Source organism: Ructibacterium sp. SJQ-7, from assembly GCF_054696575.1.
On the sequence record NZ_CP195193.1, the window covers coordinates 360,934 to 379,242 of the forward strand.

Sequence of the window (18,309 nt, forward strand, 5' to 3'; positions counted from 1 at the left end):
TTTTCTCCAATCTTTATACTATTTTATACTTAAATCAAGAGTATTTGAAATAGGTGCCAATGATGATATATTTCCGTTCCATGTTAAAATCTTGATTGTATATTCATCAGCTGAATCGGCAGATATTTCTTTAAATTCAACTTGATTCTCATTACCGGGCTTTAAAGAAATTTCTTTAGGTTGTATTCCTATCAATTTGCCGTTTGAATCATATACGGCAGCCATAACACTTACTTTCTTTTCTTCTGTAAGATTACTGTTAAGTTTTACCGTTAATGTACCTGTTAGTTTTCCGTTTTCAACTTTTAATGTGTTTTGTTCTGTTGCAGATTGTACAGGTAAAGGTGTTGAAGTTACTGTTGGTGTCACTGTTGGCTCTGCTGTTGCCATTGGTGTCGCTGTTGGTGTTGCTGTTGGTGTTGCCGTCGGTGTCGCTGTTGGTGGTGTCGCTGTTGGCGTTGCTGTTGGTGTCGCTGTTGGTGTTGCTGTTGGTGTTGCCGTCGGTGCCGCTGTTGGTGTTGCCGTCGGTGTCGCTGTTGGTGTTGCTGTTGGTGTTGGTGTTGCTGTTGGCGCTTCTGTTGGTGTCGCTGTTGGTGTTGCTGTTGGTGTCGCTGTCGGTGTCGCTGTTGGTGTTGCTGTTGGCGCTTCTGTTGGTGTCGCTGTTGGTGTTGCTGTTGGTGTTGTTTTCGGTTCTTCGCTCGGTACCAATGCGTTAATCAGATTATCTTCAAGTTCTGTTTGTATATTTTCATCAAAAAAATTCTCTAAAGCCGCTTGATATGCCGATTCTGCTTTTTTAGCGGTCTTTGGATCAGTTGCCAATGTTTCATAATAATCTGCTACCGCACCTACAAGCACGTCCTCAGCCGGTGATGTTAGATCTGAATTCCATCCGCCTTCATTAAAAACTAATCTTAAAACATCTCCTCTTACGAGGCTAGCCGACTCATAGGTGTATGAACTCAATCCGTTACCCATAGCATCATTATATAATGCTGACGGATAATCAAACGAAACTTCTTTGACGGAATTATCTATTTTAAAATCACTGAAAAATCCACTGCTGTTTGTATACTCCAATAGTGTAGTTGTAGGAGTCCAATCACTCATACACTCACCGTTATTCATATAATAATCAAGTACATATCCTATTGCGTCTGCTGCACTCTTAAATTCACTTCCAAAAGTTTTAAATTCTCCGCTGTAATCATAAAATCCGTTTGTATAAATCTTAATCGGGGTCATATATATCTCTTTTGTAGTGTCTTCAGCAAAGTGTTCAATATCAAAATAGAAATAATCTCCCGCTCCGTCTGTATCAGCCTGTACAACAAACGTTACAACACTGAATAACATCGCTACTGCTACAATTAAACTTAAAAATTTTTTCTTCATTAGTCTTTCACCTCATGTTTTATTTTTGACTTATTCTATAAGTCCGTATTTTATTTTAATTCTCTCAAGCTTTTCGAGCATAGGCTCTGCGGCAAAAAAGAGAAAGAACACTGTTGATACTGCGTGAATAAAATCAAACGGCATTCCCATTACGTATGATGACAGCACCATATTTATATTTATATTCGACTGCCACATTATAACAGACGCAGGATTCATTATTCCTCCGTATATAACAAATGTCGCCAAAAATCCAAACACGCACATATCTGTTTTTGTCTTGCGTAAAATGCCTTTTTGAAACATTATTCCCGCTAAAAAACCTATAATTCCGAATGAAAACATTTGCCACGGTGTCCAAGGTCCTTGTCCGAAAAAGAAATTCGATACAAATGCCGTAATTGCTCCGACAAGAAATCCTGTTTCACCGCCGAATGCCACACCCGAAATTATCACTATTGCCGCAACAGGCTTGAACTGCGGCAGCATAAAAAACGCAGTACGTCCCGCTACGCCTATTGCACACAATGCACTTATTATAACCAATTCCCTTGCTTTAGGTTTACGGTTTTCAAACGCAAATCCAAAAGGAATCATCGTTTCCAATATAATAAGCAAGCTTATAAAATAATATTTTTTATCGCCGAGATAATATATCCCGATAAAAATTGTAAGCGGAATAAGAAATAATATTAACAATGTTGCTATTTTTGTTCTTTTTAATATTTTTCTTTTGCTCTTTTCGTTCTGTATTAATTCTTTTCCGAGTTTTTTTCGCGGTATTAAATTAAACATTGCTGCGGCAATAAATAATATACTTATCGTTTGTGCAACATAGTTCTTCCAATTATCGTAACGTCCGCAAAACAGGCATTGTGTCATCACAAATAAAATTACAAATACTATCCCTAATACAACATTGTGTACATTAAGTTTTTTATACTCTTTTTTGCCCTGCTTTATAACCGTTTTCTTTGGCAGTATATAATTCAGTTCATCATTCGTTTCAGTTAAATCTTCTGCTTCACCGCCCAATGCTCTTATTATGTCTTTGTCTAATACAGCATTTTCGATTATACCGTCAGCCATACGTTTTGCCGAAGTGGTATAAAAATTATTTTCCGCAAAAAACTTTCTCGGAGGAGCTTCACTGACAATCTTACCGTCAAAAAACATCGCACATATATCAGCATATTCAGCACAAAATTCTATGTCATGTGTTACCATTAACACAGTCATACCGTTCTTTTGCAAACTTTTGAGTATCGTTGCAAGTTTTCGTTTAAAACAAGCGTCAAGTCCCTTTGTCGGTTCATCAAGCACCAACAAATCAGGTTTTCTTAAAAGCATTTTTGCAAGTGCCACTCTCTGCTGTTCACCACCTGACAAATCGTAAGGGTGATTTTCAAGTAAATTATCAAGTTCACAAAGTTTTATTACATACTCAATCTCATTTTTCCTTTTTTCTTTTTCCACATCAAATACCGCGTCATATAACTCCTCAAGTACACTTTTTTTCAAAAATAAGCTCTGTGGATTTTGCGGCATCACCACCACTTTGGTATCATCATTTATAAACACCTTACCTCTATACGGCTTATTAATCTTTGAAATAACAGACAACGCAGTACTCTTTCCGACACCGTTACCGCCTACTATCGCATAAAATTCATTTTCGTGAACTTTAAATGACAAGCCTTTTAAAATATCATCCGAATTTTTCTCATATCTAAACCATACATCTTTTAATTCTAAAATCGGTTCGGTATTAATTCTGTTTTTTTCCGACTTGAATTCAAAATGCTCGTTAATCTGTTGTTTTTCCAACCATTTATGACCGTCACGAATTGTTATAGGGCAATTACCCGAATTATTTCCCAAGGAATAATATATTTTTGTCGGTGTGGGTAATGCTGCAAACATACTGTTTTGCTTTAATTCCTCACCTATTTTATACGGTGTGTTTTCGGCTGTAATCTTGCCGTCTTCCATAACCACAACCTTATCGGATAAAGGAAATACTTCGCTCAAATTGTGTTCACTCAATATTATCGTCACGCCAAGTTCTGTATTAATCCTCTCAAGCATTGTAAAAAAGTCATGTGCCGATATTGGGTCTAATTGACTTGACGGCTCGTCAAGCAACAACAATGTCGGATTCATTACCATAACCGACGCTAAATTGAGAATTTGTTTTTGTCCGCCCGACAGATTGGCTACATTTTCATAAAACCAATTTTGTATTCCGAAAAATGACGCCATCTCCGCGGCTTTCGATCGAATTTCAGCCGAATTAATACCCAAACTTTCCAATCCGAATACAAGTTCGTGCCAAACCTTATCCGTAACAATTTGATTATCAGGATTTTGCATTACAAATCCGATATTTTCGGCTTGCTCTCTGTCAGACAAATCATATATACTTTTTCCGTCAAAGTATATTTCCCCACTTGTTTTACCGTGCGGTGTTAAAATCGGTTTTAAATGTCGTAGAAGTGTCGATTTTCCACATCCGGATTTACCGCAAATCGTCACAAATTCACCTTGATTTATCGTTAAATTTATATCGTTCAATGCCGTTTTTTCGCTATTGGGATATGAAAATATTAAATTTTTGATTTTAATTTTCTCCACTTTAATTCCTCCCATATCTCAATAATTATCGGCATTATACAAATCATAATATACGATATAAAAATGCTTGTGCTGTAAAACGACATATCCGTACCACGCATAGACGGAAAATATCTGTAATTAATTTTCCCAAGCAAAGCACCTATCAAAAAATATGTAATCATAACCGCCAAATAAATTAAAGCAGTTACATCTCTTTTGTCAAATACAGAATTTGAGTAAGCCGTTCTGCCTGTCAAACCGTAACCGCGACTTTTCATACTGTCGGAAGTATCTATTGCATTTTCCAAACTCCATGTTATAACCGCCGACAAAATTCTTATACTGTTTTTAACTCTTGCAAATACAGACCCCTCTGACGTATCTCTCCCCATACTTTTCTGTGCATTTGAAACTTCTTGTACCTGTTCTTTAAATTTCGGAACAAATCTGAATGTCATAGACAATATCAGCGAAAGTGACGGAATTATTCGTCCAAAAAGATAAATAAACTTATCACTTGTCATAATTTTATTAAAACAAGAAAACCAACAAATGACCGTTGCAACCATACTTGCCGCGACAATTCCGTATAGTATGGATTCCAACGTCAACGGATTTTCGCTCGGTAAATATGCAATTACAGTTACACCCTCGTGATTGAACGCAGGATTTATCAGTGCTGAAATCAACATAAGCGGTAATAACATCGCAATAAATTTCAACGCTTTTTTACCGTTTAAAATTATCGAATACATCACACTGCACAAAAGCGATGTCACAAGGCATATAGGATGTACGAATATCATTGAAAACACAATTACAGCTGTAAAATATATAAAATTAATCAACGGATGATATTTTGCAAATTCATTCATTATCTGTCTTATCTCCTATTCTCCGCCTGTTGCGGAATATCCGCCGACATCTATTCCTAGGTTGCAAGTATATACCCATTCGACTTTATCGCCTTGTTTCAGCTGGTAACGCGAACAGCCGTAATTTGGGAACCAGTCATTTACTTTATACATCCACCCCGATAATTCACCGCAGTCAAACTCATACAAATTGCCTATTCCCTCGATATATGCACTGTTATACATAGGAGTATTTTCAAATTCCATATGTATTTTGCTGTTTTTCATTTCGCGTTGCAATAGATCAAATACACTTTCGCCGTCATAAAATTCAACTGTCTGTTCTTTAAATATAACTCCGTCCGACGGCACTAATTCCCACTTTTCTTTATCAAGCCACGACATATTGTCGAGTATCGTATCACATCGTACCGCCAACGTGCACGTCAGTTCTTTGCTCTCTATTACTGCATCTTGCGGTTCGACAGGTACAGGTTTTCCCTCAGGTACAGGTTCTGTTTTATAGTCGTCTGTCCCTGTTGTTTCGTCAATATTCATTCCGTTGTTTTCGGAATATTCCAAATCGGGAGTATATATTTCTTCGTATGGTTCCCCTGCAATCTCTTCGGCTAATTCTATTTTTTCTTCTGCCGTCATTTGTTTGTCGGCTGTAGGCTTGTTTTGAAATTTTTCTGAGTTTTCGGCCGTCGGAGATGATGAGGGCGAATTTGTTGGTTCTACAGTCGATGTAGGACTTTCATCATTGTCATATACCTCATCAATTATAACCCTTTCCGTTACTTTCGGCGTCGGCTCAACATTCCAACCGCGCAATGACGGTGCATCTCCGCCCCACCAAAACGCAAATACCAATACAGCAATAATTATACTTCCTATAATTATGTGCCTTTTATATTTTTTCATTCAATATCTCCTGAAAATTATTACTTTCTAAGCAAAATCAAATTCATCATTACAAACTGTAAACTGTTTTTTATCACATTAATTTCATCTTGTGATATATTGCAGACATCGCTCATATCATAAAGCGAATTATCGCCGTTCATAAATCGTTTTAGCGACACCAAACTGTAAAAACATTGTTCTGTTGCCATTTGATTCGAACCGTCACCGTCGTATGTATGTTTAAAACCGTCGCCTATTGTATAGTACGACATTAAATTATCCGCTAAATTCTTGCCGTTCTTTTCAAAGCGTTCATCAAAAGGCGATATTCCGAGTTCACAAAGTGCAACAATGACTTGTGCGCAGCTTTCGGAATTTTCCGTACCCCAACTTGAATATCCTCCGTTTTCATTTTGACTTGCCGATAAAAAAGAAATTGCCTTGTTCACACAATTTGACACTTCGGAATTATCCGTATAATTTGAAAGTGCTTGCAGAGCCATTGCCGTAACATCAACATCACTCTCTCCACTGCCCAAAAGTGACCATCCACCGTCATCAAGCTGACTGTTTATAATCTTTTCAACATACATTTCTCTTGTTGCATGAATTTGTGCATCGGTATTGTACGGCATATCATACTGTCCGCAGTCAAGTGCAATCAATGCCCATATTGCACCGTTTATACCTTGCCAAGTAGTTTTTTCAAAATCTCCTAAAGGAAGTAATAAATTATATCCACCGACATTTTGAGGGTCTTTTCCGATTGATGTGAGTGCAGTTATAACTCTTGAATATTCGGTATATTTTTTGTTATGCAATACACCGCCACATTCTTTTACATAATTGACAACATTGTTGTAATAATTCTCATAATAGCCGACAGGTATATCACCGCCATTTCTGCTCAGTCCCATTATCAGCCACTCACCGCCTATCGATGATACGGTAGGAGTTTGCGAATTATCATATAAATATTTTTCCGTATCACTTATGACGCTGTTTATATCGTCAATACTTACCGCAAAAGCATTTGCAGATGAAATCAAAACAAACGATAAAATTAAAGATATTATTTTTTTCATTAATACGCTCCGTTTCTGTAAAATCAAATAAAAAAAGCTGTGATAATTTTTTCAAATTATCACAGCAGAGTTTTCCTGTGTATATCACATATCGGCACGCAAACAACACGCTTAATACATTTATATAAGCGTACGATACTACTGCTCCTATATTGACAACATCAATAAGTACGGAGCAGTATCAAAGCAGGTCTTCTGACTCGTATTATATAAAGCAAGCTTAACATTTTTATATTCGCCTTCTCAGTTTCCCAATGACTGACTTTCATCAAAAAATATAAAAACTTCAATACATACAGCGACTGTTATCGTTCGGGATTCTCACCCGATTCCCTTTTCACCGACTATACCCATACAATATAGCCGACACTTTGTGTGATTATTCATTTTTTAGTATTATATCATCAAAAATATGTACCGTCAATGTGCTATATTACTAAAGTTATACTTGACATTCACATATTTTATACCTTATAACACAAAAAATGCGACACCTAAAAGCATCGCATTTTTGAATTACATTATGAATTTTGTTTTGTATAGTTTAGAAGTCCGCCTGCGTAAAGCATTTCTTTTTGACGGTCTGACAAATCTGCATTAACCTCAAAATCAAAGCCTTTTGTTACGTTTGTCACCTTAATAACTTTACCGTTGGCAATTTGCTTACCGATATTTTCAATCTTCAATTCGTCCATTTGGTCAATCTTATCGTAATCCGATTCATTTGCAAATGTTAGCGGCACGATACCGGCATTAATAAGATTAGCCATATGAATTCTTGCAAATGACTTAACGATAACTGCCTTAACACCCAAATACAACGGTGCAAGTGCAGCGTGTTCTCTTGAAGAACCCTGTCCGTAGTTTGAACCGCCGACAATTACGCTCTTACCAAGTTCAAGCGCTCTGTCGTGGAACTTTTCGTCACATACAGCAAAACAGAATTCCGAAATCTTAGGAATATTTGAACGCAACGGCAAAATCTTTGCACCGGCAGGCATAATATGGTCTGTTGTGATATTATCGCCGACCTTTAGCGAGCATTTTGCGTCTATTGTTTCAGCTAACGGCTCTGATACAGGGAAAGGCTTAATATTAGGACCTCTAAGTACCTCAATACTGTCCATATCCTTTTCATCTGCCGGAGGAACTATCATATTATCGTTTATAGTGAACTTTTCAGGCAATGTTATATCAGCCGCGTCACCAAGTGTTCTCGGATCTGTAAATACACCCGTAAGAGCTGAAATAGCAGCTGTTTCAGGTGATACAAGATAAATCTGACCGTCTTTTGTACCACTTCTGCCTTCAAAGTTTCTGTTAAACGTTCTTAGTGAAATACCCTTTGAATTAGGTGACTGTCCCATACCTATACAAGGACCGCAAGCACTTTCCAGTATTCTTGCACCTGCGTCAATCATAATAGCCAAAGCACCGTTATTTGCAAGCATATTCAAAACCTGCTTTGAACCCGGAGCGATTGCAAGAGAAACATCAGGATTAACAGTCTTACCTTTTAGAATATGTGCAACTTTCATCATATCAAGAAGTGATGAATTTGTACATGAACCGATACAAACTTGGTCAATCTTCATACCACTAAGCTCGCTTACCGACTTAACATTATCAGGTGAATGAGGGCAAGCTGCAAGCGGTTCAAGTTTGCTAAGGTCTATATTAACTTCTTCGTCATATACAGCGTCTGCGTCTGCACATAGAGGTGTGTATGCCTCTTCTCTGCCTTGCGCTTTCAAGAATTCATGTGTTATTTCGTCTGATGGGAATATTGATGTTGTTGCACCAAGTTCCGCACCCATATTTGTAATAGTTGCTCTTTCGGGAACTGACAAAGTTTTAACTCCTTCACCGCAGTATTCGATAACTTTGCCTACACCGCCCTTAACAGAAAGACGCTTTAGAACTTCCAAAATTACATCTTTTGCGGCAACCCACGGTTGAAGTTTGCCTGTAAGATTTACCTTAACGACTTTCGGGCAAGTAATGTAATATGTACCTCCGCCCATTGCAACAGCAACGTCCATACCGCCTGCACCTATGGCAATCATTCCTATACCGCCGCCTGTCGGTGTATGGCTGTCCGAACCGATAAGTGTTTTACCCGGAATACCGAAACGCTCAAGATGTACTTGGTGACAAATACCGTTACCGGGTCTTGAGAAGTAAATTCCGTGTTTTTTACAGACACTGCCGATAAATCTATGGTCATCAGCATTTTCAAAACCATTCTGCAATGTATTATGGTCAATATATGCAACAGAACGCTCTGTTTTTACTCTTGGCACACCCATAGCCTCAAACTCAAGATATGCCATTGTACCTGTTGCGTCCTGTGTAAGGGTCTGGTCAATTCTAATTCCGATTTCACTGCCTTTTACCATCTCACCTTCAACAAGATGTGCAGACAGTATTTTTTCTGTTAATGTTTGTCCCATAACAACTTCCTCCGTAAACTCATTTTTCTATATTATTTTAATACAAATCCTATGTATTTGTCAAGTCATACACACCTTTTATTTAAAACCGCATATTATAAAGCGGAGGTGTTTTAGATATGATGGATATATGTTTTATTGCATTGTTTACCGTGTTTTGTACTATGGGAATATACTTCTTTGTAAAAGAAATTACATCGGCACTTTTGAAAAACCATATTAAAACGAAAATTCTTCTTGAAGTACATAATTCCGATATTAATATTGAAGGTCAGATACGTTCGATTATTTCGGCAAATCCTGAAAGTGATATATTGATAAGCGATAAAAGTGAGAATGACGAAATAGGTATGATTCTTCATAAAATGTCCGCTGATAATTCGTGTATAATTTTAGACAACGTAAAAAGCTCCCAAAAATAAATTTTGGGAGCTTTTTAAATTATTTATCTTCGTTTTTTGCTATTTCTTTTATTGATGTTACAAGTCCTGCAAGTCCTTGTATTTCCGACGGTATAATTATCTTTGTAGCCTTGCCGTCAGCGGCTTTTTCAAAACTTTCAAGTGCCTTTATTGCAATATACGGTTCACTCGGATTTGAGTCGTTAATTCTTCTGATACCTTCGGCAACGGCTGTCTGTACAGCGATAATTGCTTCAGCTTCACCTTCCGCCTCTTTAATAGCGGCTTGTTTTTTAGCCTCTGCACGAAGTATTGCAGACTCTTTTTCACCCTCTGCCAAAAGAATTGCAGATTTCTTTTCACCCTCTGCACGAAGTATTGATTCACGTCTTTCTCTTTCGGCTTTCATCTGACGTTCCATTGCGTCTTGAATTTCAGCAGGAGGCATAATGTTTTTAAGTTCAACTCTGTTAATCTTAATACCCCATGGGTCAGTTGCCTCGTCAAGAATTGCACGCATTTTTGTATTTACAGTATCACGTGATGTCAATGTTTCATCAAGTTCAAGATCACCTATAATATTTCTTAATGTTGTTGCAGTAAGATTTTCAATAGCCATCATAGGTCTTTCAACACCATATGCAAACAATTTTGGGTCGGTTATTTGATAATAAACAACCGTATCAATCTGCATTGTTACGTTATCCTTTGTTATAACAGGTTGCGGTGGAAAGTCAACAACGTGTTCCTTTAAATTAACTTTCTTCGCAATTCTGTCTATAAACGGCACTTTAAAATGAAGTCCGACACCCCATGTTGCATAGTAACCGCCAAGACGTTCAATAATGTATGAATGTGCCTGTGGAACTATTTTGATATTTGCTACAATAATCACCAATATAATGATTAATAAAAGTATAATTGCTAATGGCATTTTAATCATCCTTTCTCTTTACAATAAGTTTTACACCCTCAATTTTTTCAATAACAGCCGTTTCACCTTTGAGTACATGAGAGTTGTCTATACTTCTTACAGTCCAGACTTTTCCGTCAACTTTGCCCTCTCCCAAGCCTCTGATATTATCGACATCGCTCGTTATCAAAACCTCTTTACCAACCAAACTTTGAGCATTTGTTTCAACATTTCTCGGTTTGAAAAATTTCATTGAAATCGGTCGTAAACACAGTATACAAATAAATGATACCGCAATAAACACAGCCATTTGAACATAGAAATTTACACCTGAAAATGCCGCAATCATTCCGCCTAATGCACCGATTGCAAACCAAATGCTGACAAGCTGATAAGTAACTGTCTCAAGAATAATAAACGCTATTATTCCCAAAATCCATATTACAGCCTGTTCCATAACTATAACCTCCCTCTATTTCATTATATATTAAAAGTTATAAACTTACAATAGTTTTTCAAAAATATTTTTCACATATGTTTTTCTTTTACATATTATATATTAAAAGATTACAGAGGTGGGATATATGCTTAATTGTTGTATGAGAGGTTGTTCAAAGGCAGTTGGGCTGACGGCTTTGTCATTTTGTGCAGGTGTGATAGCGGGAGCATTTCTTCCTATGGCTATTATTGCGGTAATCGAAATGATTTTTCTTCTGCTTTTTGGGTATTTGTGTTTGTTTAAATGGTAGAAAGGAGTAGGTAAAAATGAAAATCGTTGTCGTAAAAATGCCAAAATGTCTTAGAGGTATCGTTAAAACAATTTTTAAAATGTAGTACATAGAAAAAGGAAAGTACCTTAATACTTTCCTTTTTCTGTATTATAAATTATATACTGTATCATAATCCGCCATATTGTCAAGTTTGTTTGCTATTTCCGGACGCGAGTCGGTTCTATTGTCGGAGCAACTGCTGTATTCTTTGTGATTGTAACTGTTTGTATGCTTTCTTTCCAATCCACATTAAATTTAAAACTTTACACAATAAATCTTATCTGCAACAATATTTCTGTATTTTTATTTGTCTGTGTTGTCATTAAATACTCCAAGCTCCATTGTAATCTCCAAATTTTAGTTTATCACAAAAATAAACAAAGGCAATCCGAAAATTCCGAATTGCCTTTAACTTAATATTTTATTTTACCAAATATTCACTCTGTCCTCAGGAGCGACATACATACCGTCATTTTCCTTTATGCCAAATGTGTCATAAAATTTCTGGTCATTTACAATAGTACGATTTGTACGCAATTTATCAAGGCAATGAACATTTGTTTGGGAAATATATTGCATATATTCACGGCTTGAGCTTGACGCCCATGTTCTTGCTATTGATTTATATAATGCCTCGTAATTCGGATTATCAAGGTGAGAAACTATTTCCGTTATACAAGATACCGCACCCAAATCGGCTATATTTTCACTCAATGTCAGCTCGCCGTTCACAGCAATTCCCGGTGCCGCCTCTTCTCCGTCATAAAAAGCTTCAACATCCTTGCAAAGTTTTGAAAATGCACTGTAATCTTCTTCTGTCCACCAGTCAGTCGCATTACCGTTTTCGTCAAATTTAGCACCGTTATTGTCAAATGCGTGTGTAATTTCATGTGCAATAATATATCCGATGCCACCTAAATTTTCTTCATATGACGCTTTTACATCATATATAGGTGCTTGTAATATTCCAGCCGGGAATGTTATACTGTTTGCCAATGAGTCATACATTGCATTAACCGTATAAACAGCCATGCCCCAATCATTTTTATCTATCGGTTCGTCTTGATGTTCAATCAAATTTTTCACCTGTTCTTTGGAGACTGCAAGCATATTTTCAAAATAACTTCCGCCGTCTGCAGCTGATTTAATTTCAACATCGTCCATATATGACTGAACATCTTCCGGATAACCTACATTAATTTGCATTGTATCAAGTTTTTTCAATGCCTTTTCCTTTGTGGTATCGCTCATCCATGTAAGCTTTTCAATCCTTGTTCTGTATACATCTATTATGTCACTTATCATTTTCTCAACATTTTGTTTTGCCTCTTTGCTGAAATAATTTTGAGCATATAATTCGCCAAGATAGTCATACATAACGTTTTCTATTGTTATAGTTGCTTTTTCCTCCGCGTTATAACTTCCCTCTGTTCCGTAAAACGCATTTTGGAAATCGGTTGACACTTGTGTAAATTCTTCATTTAACGTTTCGCCCCAACCCAACAATACTATAAGTTTGGCTCTTGTCTTTAAAACATCAATATTGTCTTTATTATAAAGTTCTCCGTTTTTCTCCAACAGACCAACGTCCGAAACAAGGATTTTACCGTTATACTTCAATTCCGAATCCTTTAATATTTTTGAAATATCCATATTCGGTACTGCTTTCTGCAATTCTTCCAATGTATACAGATTGTATATTTTGTCAACATCAGCATTATCCTGTGTATCAAGCATACTCTCGGCAAGCTGTTTTTCAAAATCAAAATATGCCTCTGAATGTTTTTGAGCGTTTTCTTTAGTTTCTCCGCTCAATACTAAATTTTCAGTCAAATAATCTTTGTATGCTTTTATCTGCTCCGCATTGTCCGACATATATATGTCTTTCGGCAATATCGGTGCTATCATATAAAAATCCGGTATATTTTTTGTGTTGTCCTTAAAATCAGCCGTTACCGAAAAATCACCCAATGCCGATATACAAAGCTCCTTAATCAATTCACTGTTTATTTCGTTCAAATCCTTAATTGTCTTTGCTTCATCAATTTTATCAAGATACTGTTTTATTGGAGTAATACCTGCTTTATTTCTTGATTCCGTATCTGTTATATTGTTGTATAAGTCAGCTATTTTCTGTTCTTTCGTACCTTTTGCGTGTGATTGGTTTATGATATTTGCCAGCAAATCATTTATTCGCTCTGTATTTGTATCATCTAAGCTGTATGCATTACCTGCAATCAATCTACCGGGTTTTATTTCAAAATTGTTTAGTGCTTCTTTATTAACCGTTGCATAAAAATCGTCTTTTAAATTGCTGCCGAAAACCGCATATGTTCTTTTTATAAACAAATCCATTTGAGTATCGGTTACATTTTCATCAGGTGAAAATACTCCCTCAGAAGTTCCTGCCACAATACCTGCGTCAAATACGTCCGCAAGTTCGGTTTCTGCCCACTTCGGTATGTCCGTAAAATCTTCTTTAGGTATTGCTATACGTTTTGTGTACTCGTTCAGTTCAGGCATTTTTCCAAAAGCACGCTTTAACATAACAAGTGCCTCTGCTCTTGTTACATTCCAATCTTCGTGAAGTTCGCCGTCCTCATATCCTTGTATAATATCCTCTTTCTTCACATTCGGGTTATAATCGTCTGCCGCAACCAATAACATATCCGCAACCTGACCTCTTGTTACATATTGGTCTTTAGCTGATACGACATACATACTGCCAACAGCTATTGACAATGCCAAAAGTCCCGAAACTACCTTTTTAATTTTCATCCTTTACCACTCCGTTTTATAATTTTTAATCCAATATTCATCATCAACATTTGTCATTTTTCTTTTTAAATGCAATTTTGAAAACATCGTATATAACATTTTAACTTTTAATGACATAGTGACCTTTTCGGAAGTCTTATTTATTTTTCTTGCTGTTTTATCAAGTTTTTTCAAAAGCGAATTTTTAAATTTATCGGGCATATTGTCCCAAAAATATCCCCAAACACCTTGACAGACAGAATAAGTTCTTGCGACTCCCCAATAATCCATACTGTCCTTTATGTCTTTAACCGTTGCTTTTAAGCCTCCGCCGCCTGCACTTGCAATTATAACGGCTCGTTTCTTCAACATTTTAAAATCGGGACGATGAACCAACCACCTGTATCCAAAATGGTCAAGAAAACTTTTAATTTGACCGGGAATATGACCTACATAAACAGGCGAACAGAATATAATAAGACTTGAATCATCGAATGCGTCTAATATAGGTTTCAAATATTTATATCCACCGCACTTTTCCTCATCGCCTTTTATACACGCATAACATCCGCAACATATATGCGGCATATCCTCCGGCAAAGTAAATTCATAAACTTTATCAACATTTTCCAGCTTAGATATAAGATATTCAGCCGAATTATATGTAGTGCTGTTTTTTCGTTTATTGGAACGAATAAGTATTATATTCATATTTTCCTCCGCAAAATTACTATATTATTTTATTCGGATAATCGGGAATAACAAGTGCGGCAATGATGTATGCCAAAATTCCCGTTCCGAAGAAAACTACAAGCACAACCCAAATTAATCTCACTATCGTTGAATCAATCCCCAAATATTCCGCTATTCCTCCGCAAACACCGCAGAGCTTTCTGTCAACATCAGATTTGTATAACTTTTTCATAATAATCACCCTCCGTTAATTATATTTTCCCCAAAACAAATAATTTGTTGATTGTAAAATCTTTACTTAATTATATATGTTTATTTTTTTAATGTAAATAGATTATAAAAAAAATTTATATTTATTTTTGAATTTTAATGTTTTTTTAAGGTTTCTGTCTTATACTTCAATTATGGAAACGAAATAAAGGAGGAATTAAAATGTTAAAGAAAAAAATTACAACTCTATTAATCACAGTGGCTTTGCTTACTTCGATAATGCCTGAGGCATTTGCCGATACTACGGAACAGCCACCGCAAATGCCTAACGGCGAACAACCGCAAGGTGATATGAATGTATCAATTCCGTTCACCGATGTTGCAAGTGATGCTTGGTATTATAATGTAGTATCACAAGCATACGTAAAAGGACTTATTTCCGGTATGAGTGATATAGAATTTTCACCTGAAAGCTCCGTTACAGGTGCTCAGCTTATTATGTAACACAAGGCACATCTGCTACAACAATCACTGAGGGCGGAACATATTCATCAACATCATATTCTTCAACAGGTGATGACGAAAACGCACTTCGTATTGACGGTGCAACAGTTACACTTGATTCTGTAACAGTCGACAAGTCGGCAGGTTCTTCGTCAAATACAGAGGACGGCGATTTCTACGGTCAAAATGCCGCATTGCTTGCAACAAACGGTGCTAATGTTACAATTAAAAATGCAACAGTAAACTCATCTGCACAAAACGGTAACGGTATCTTCAGTTACGGCACAGGCACAACTGTAAACGTATCCAATTCAACTATTACAACAACTGCCGATAATTCCGGAGGTATTCAGACAACAGGCGGCGGTACAACAAATGCTGCAAACCTAACTGTAAACACAAGCGGCAACTCTGCCGCAGCAATTCGTTCGGACAGAGGCGGCGGTACAGTGGTTGTTGACAAGGGTACTTATACTTCAAACGGTTACAACTCCCCTGCCGTATATTCAACAGCCGACATAACTGTTTCAAATGCCACTCTTACCGCAAACAATTCTGAGTCACTTGTAATTGAGGGTAAAAACTCAATCAAGCTTAATAATTGTGACATATCGGGCAATATGAGTTCTACGGAAGGCAGCAGTTCTGACGAAAACGTACACAACGTTATGATTTATCAATCAATGTCAGGTGACGCAGAAGTCGGAACATCCGAATTTGATATGACAGGCGGTTCTCTGACAGGTAATAACGGAGATATGTTCTATATTACAAATACTCACTCAATCATCAATTTGTCAAACGTTGATATTACCAACAAAGACGCTGACGCTTATTTAATGCGTGTTACAGGTAACAGCGCTGCAAGAGGTTGGGGCAAAGCAGGCGCAAACGGCGCACAAGTTGAATTTACCGCGTCAAATCAAACGCTTAACGGCGATATTGCAGTAGATACCGTTTCCACTCTTAATATGACTCTTACAGATTCATCTGATTTTACAGGTACAATAAACATCATTGACAACGCACAAAACGGCACTGCTGTTGATAATAATGCAGTTGTTACAATCGACTCCGACAGTACTTGGACTTTGACAGGCGACTGTACTGTAACAAGTCTTGAAAACAACGGTACAATAAACTTCAACGGTCACACAATAACCATTGCAGACGGTACTGTTTTAAGCAAATAAACACATACAAAAAAATGAGCCTTGAAAGTACAGACATAGCCTTGAATTATCAGCATAAAATTGTCCAAGAATATGTTCGCCCCCCGACTCAAAAATGATGTTTTTGTAGGTTTACAGCCACTTTGGAATGGCAATCCCGAAGTTAAAATCTATGCTGTTGCATAAATTTTGCATGATAAAACTCCGATGTGAAATACATCGGAGTTTTTTATATGAGTATCATTTCATTTTATTAAGATACATATTAATATTACCATTGAAGTCTTTGTCACACGCACACATTGCTAACAAATGAGCTACATATCCGTTTTTGGTACTACCGCCGTAAAATTTGTACATAACATTATCTTTATAATTAATATTTCTTGTTCCCGTTTCTTTTAATAGACTACTGAAATTACTCATCTTAGGATTTACAATTTTTGCTTCATCAGATGCGAAATCAACAAATCTGACAGGTAAGTTATCATAATCATCTATTGTTTCTGCGGATTGTTTTTTCTTTACATACCTCGTATTATCTACTTCATACCACTTATCTGATACTTGGCAGAAAACCATAAATATTTTTTTTGTATCTTTATAACATAATACTCCCAATGCCGAATCGTTCACTCCGGAATTTTTACTTACATTCCAGAATGAGTAAGCAATCACATCTTCACCAAATATTTTTGCTTCTTCAACAATTGCTTGGTCTAAACTGATAGGATACTCGTAAAATGCCACATCGTCCCATTTAAAGCTTTTATCTTGTTCTTCTTTTTCGGCATATCCTTTATCCTGCACCATTTGATTGTGTTTTTCAATAAATTCTTCTATGGTCATTTTAAACTGTCTTCCTGTACCTTTTTTATGAACTTCGGTATATGAATTTTCCGTCCCTGTTGATGTGTCTATAACTGTATAATCATCTGTTTGGGAACCAGAATTACTGCTATCCTTTGCGTCCAAATTAAATGTAGTATATTCAACACCGTCTTCCTTTCCGGGTTCGTAAAATTTACACTCAACGGAATTTTCATTAAATTTGAATTTGTAGGCTATCTCACTTAACTGACCGTCAATCTTGTATGTTCCGTCAGCCAAAGCGGTAGTTTCATCAATAAAGTTTCCTTGAGTCGCTGTCATTTCCACATCGTGTCTTGGAGGTGTATACGCATACTCAAAATCAATGATTTTTCCATCTATTTCTTTAATTTTTAATGTGTGCTGTGATTCGTATTTTGTTCCTTCCTCATTTTTAACTGTATATGTACCTATATACTTTGAGTAATCCATGCTTGTTTTGGCTGTTGTTTTTGCTAAAGTGTTATCTGTTTGTTGCTCACTTTGTTGCTCATTTTCTTTATGACTGTCAGGCGTTAAAACATTTTTAGCAACAGATATAATTATAAGACACGCAATCAATAATATCAGCAATACAATTATTAACTTTTTCGTATGTTTTTTATTGTTTTCTTCATTTTCAATTTTAGTTCCGCAATTTATACAAAACTTAGTCCCCTCTGCCAATTCTTTTCCGCAGTTCTTGCAAAATTTATTCATTGTAATACCTC

The 18,309-nt window shown here is 36.5% G+C and carries 17 protein-coding genes and 1 riboswitch; of the genes, 4 read left to right on the plus strand and 13 right to left on the minus strand.

The features are described 5' to 3' along the window. Nucleotides 1-18: 18 nt before the first annotated feature. From ACSAMO_RS01655 to ACSAMO_RS01680, 6 genes are all read right to left on the minus strand, one after another. The gene (locus tag ACSAMO_RS01655) at nt 19-1,395 is read right to left on the minus strand and encodes a hypothetical protein (protein ID WP_499209667.1); all 1,377 of its coding nucleotides are present in this window, start codon (nt 1,393-1,395) and stop codon (nt 19-21) included. A gap of 30 nt (nt 1,396-1,425) precedes the next feature. Next, entirely contained in the window at nt 1,426-4,029 is a 2,604-nt protein-coding gene (locus ACSAMO_RS01660; RefSeq protein WP_499209668.1) for an ATP-binding cassette domain-containing protein, read from the minus strand. After that, the gene (locus ACSAMO_RS01665) at nt 4,002-4,886 is read right to left on the minus strand and encodes an energy-coupling factor transporter transmembrane component T (RefSeq protein WP_499209669.1); all 885 of its coding nucleotides are present in this window, start codon (nt 4,884-4,886) and stop codon (nt 4,002-4,004) included. Before ACSAMO_RS01665 ends, ACSAMO_RS01660 begins: the two co-directional genes overlap by 28 nt. A gap of 15 nt (nt 4,887-4,901) precedes the next feature. Continuing rightward, entirely contained in the window at nt 4,902-5,789 is an 888-nt protein-coding gene (locus tag ACSAMO_RS01670) for a DUF4430 domain-containing protein (RefSeq protein ID WP_118446358.1), read from the minus strand. 20 nt (nt 5,790-5,809) lie between these two features. Then, a complete protein-coding gene (locus tag ACSAMO_RS01675; RefSeq protein WP_118446357.1) occupies nt 5,810-6,856 on the minus strand; it encodes a prenyltransferase/squalene oxidase repeat-containing protein in 1,047 nt (348 codons plus the stop codon). Between the two features lie 168 nt (nt 6,857-7,024). After that, a riboswitch (cobalamin riboswitch) is annotated at nt 7,025-7,243 on the minus strand. A gap of 134 nt (nt 7,244-7,377) precedes the next feature. Beyond that, entirely contained in the window at nt 7,378-9,309 is a 1,932-nt protein-coding gene (locus ACSAMO_RS01680) for an aconitate hydratase (RefSeq protein WP_499209670.1), read from the minus strand. Nucleotides 9,310-9,428: 119 nt separating this feature from the next. Here ACSAMO_RS01680 and ACSAMO_RS01685 point away from each other — a divergent pair, with 119 nt between their 5' ends. Continuing rightward, nucleotides 9,429-9,731 carry a hypothetical protein gene (locus tag ACSAMO_RS01685; protein ID WP_412579113.1) on the plus strand — a complete coding sequence of 101 codons (303 nt, stop codon included), beginning with the start codon at nt 9,429-9,431 and terminating at the stop codon, nt 9,729-9,731. 19 nt (nt 9,732-9,750) lie between these two features. On the opposite strand, the gene ACSAMO_RS01690 is transcribed toward ACSAMO_RS01685, so the two are convergent. Together ACSAMO_RS01690 and ACSAMO_RS01695 are read right to left on the minus strand one after the other, a co-directional pair. Continuing rightward, nucleotides 9,751-10,644 carry an SPFH domain-containing protein gene (locus ACSAMO_RS01690; protein WP_499209671.1) on the minus strand — a complete coding sequence of 298 codons (894 nt, stop codon included), beginning with the start codon at nt 10,642-10,644 and terminating at the stop codon, nt 9,751-9,753. Nucleotide 10,645: 1 nt separating this feature from the next. Then, nucleotides 10,646-11,080 (minus strand): NfeD family protein, encoded by a 435-nt coding sequence (locus tag ACSAMO_RS01695; RefSeq protein WP_118446354.1) that lies wholly within the window; start codon nt 11,078-11,080, stop codon nt 10,646-10,648. A 127-nt stretch (nt 11,081-11,207) separates the two neighbouring features. On the opposite strand from ACSAMO_RS01695, the gene ACSAMO_RS01700 reads away from it, so the two are divergent. Next, the gene (locus tag ACSAMO_RS01700) at nt 11,208-11,372 is read left to right on the plus strand and encodes a hypothetical protein (protein WP_499209672.1); all 165 of its coding nucleotides are present in this window, start codon (nt 11,208-11,210) and stop codon (nt 11,370-11,372) included. A gap of 447 nt (nt 11,373-11,819) precedes the next feature. Here the strand turns inward: ACSAMO_RS01700 and ACSAMO_RS01705 are convergent, their stop codons facing one another. The 3 genes from ACSAMO_RS01705 to ACSAMO_RS01715 are packed head-to-tail and all read right to left on the minus strand — an operon-like array spanning nt 11,820 to nt 15,075. Beyond that, entirely contained in the window at nt 11,820-14,171 is a 2,352-nt protein-coding gene (locus tag ACSAMO_RS01705; RefSeq protein ID WP_499209673.1) for a M13-type metalloendopeptidase, read from the minus strand. A 3-nt stretch (nt 14,172-14,174) separates the two neighbouring features. Next, nucleotides 14,175-14,861 carry a flavodoxin family protein gene (locus ACSAMO_RS01710; protein ID WP_499209674.1) on the minus strand — a complete coding sequence of 229 codons (687 nt, stop codon included), beginning with the start codon at nt 14,859-14,861 and terminating at the stop codon, nt 14,175-14,177. 19 nt (nt 14,862-14,880) lie between these two features. After that, nucleotides 14,881-15,075 carry a PspC domain-containing protein gene (locus ACSAMO_RS01715; RefSeq protein ID WP_022229398.1) on the minus strand — a complete coding sequence of 65 codons (195 nt, stop codon included), beginning with the start codon at nt 15,073-15,075 and terminating at the stop codon, nt 14,881-14,883. Nucleotides 15,076-15,275: 200 nt separating this feature from the next. On the opposite strand from ACSAMO_RS01715, the gene ACSAMO_RS01720 reads away from it, so the two are divergent. Continuing rightward, nucleotides 15,276-15,557 carry an S-layer homology domain-containing protein gene (locus ACSAMO_RS01720; RefSeq protein ID WP_499209675.1) on the plus strand — a complete coding sequence of 94 codons (282 nt, stop codon included), beginning with the start codon at nt 15,276-15,278 and terminating at the stop codon, nt 15,555-15,557. Here ACSAMO_RS01720 and ACSAMO_RS01725 read toward each other — a convergent pair. Next, nucleotides 15,550-15,693: a hypothetical protein gene (locus ACSAMO_RS01725; protein WP_499209676.1), complete on the minus strand. Its 144-nt coding sequence runs from the start codon at nt 15,691-15,693 to the stop codon at nt 15,550-15,552. The two genes, ACSAMO_RS01720 and ACSAMO_RS01725, sit on opposite strands and share 8 nt — an antisense overlap. Nucleotides 15,694-15,751: 58 nt before the next feature. Here ACSAMO_RS01725 and ACSAMO_RS01730 point away from each other — a divergent pair, with 58 nt between their 5' ends. Further along, nucleotides 15,752-16,750 (plus strand): hypothetical protein, encoded by a 999-nt coding sequence (locus tag ACSAMO_RS01730; RefSeq protein WP_499209677.1) that lies wholly within the window; start codon nt 15,752-15,754, stop codon nt 16,748-16,750. A 219-nt stretch (nt 16,751-16,969) separates the two neighbouring features. Here ACSAMO_RS01730 and ACSAMO_RS01735 read toward each other — a convergent pair whose 3' ends face one another. After that, nucleotides 16,970-18,298, minus strand: coding sequence for a zinc ribbon domain-containing protein (locus ACSAMO_RS01735; protein WP_499209678.1), 1,329 nt, complete (start codon nt 18,296-18,298; stop codon nt 16,970-16,972). Nucleotides 18,299-18,309: the final 11 nt, after the last annotated feature.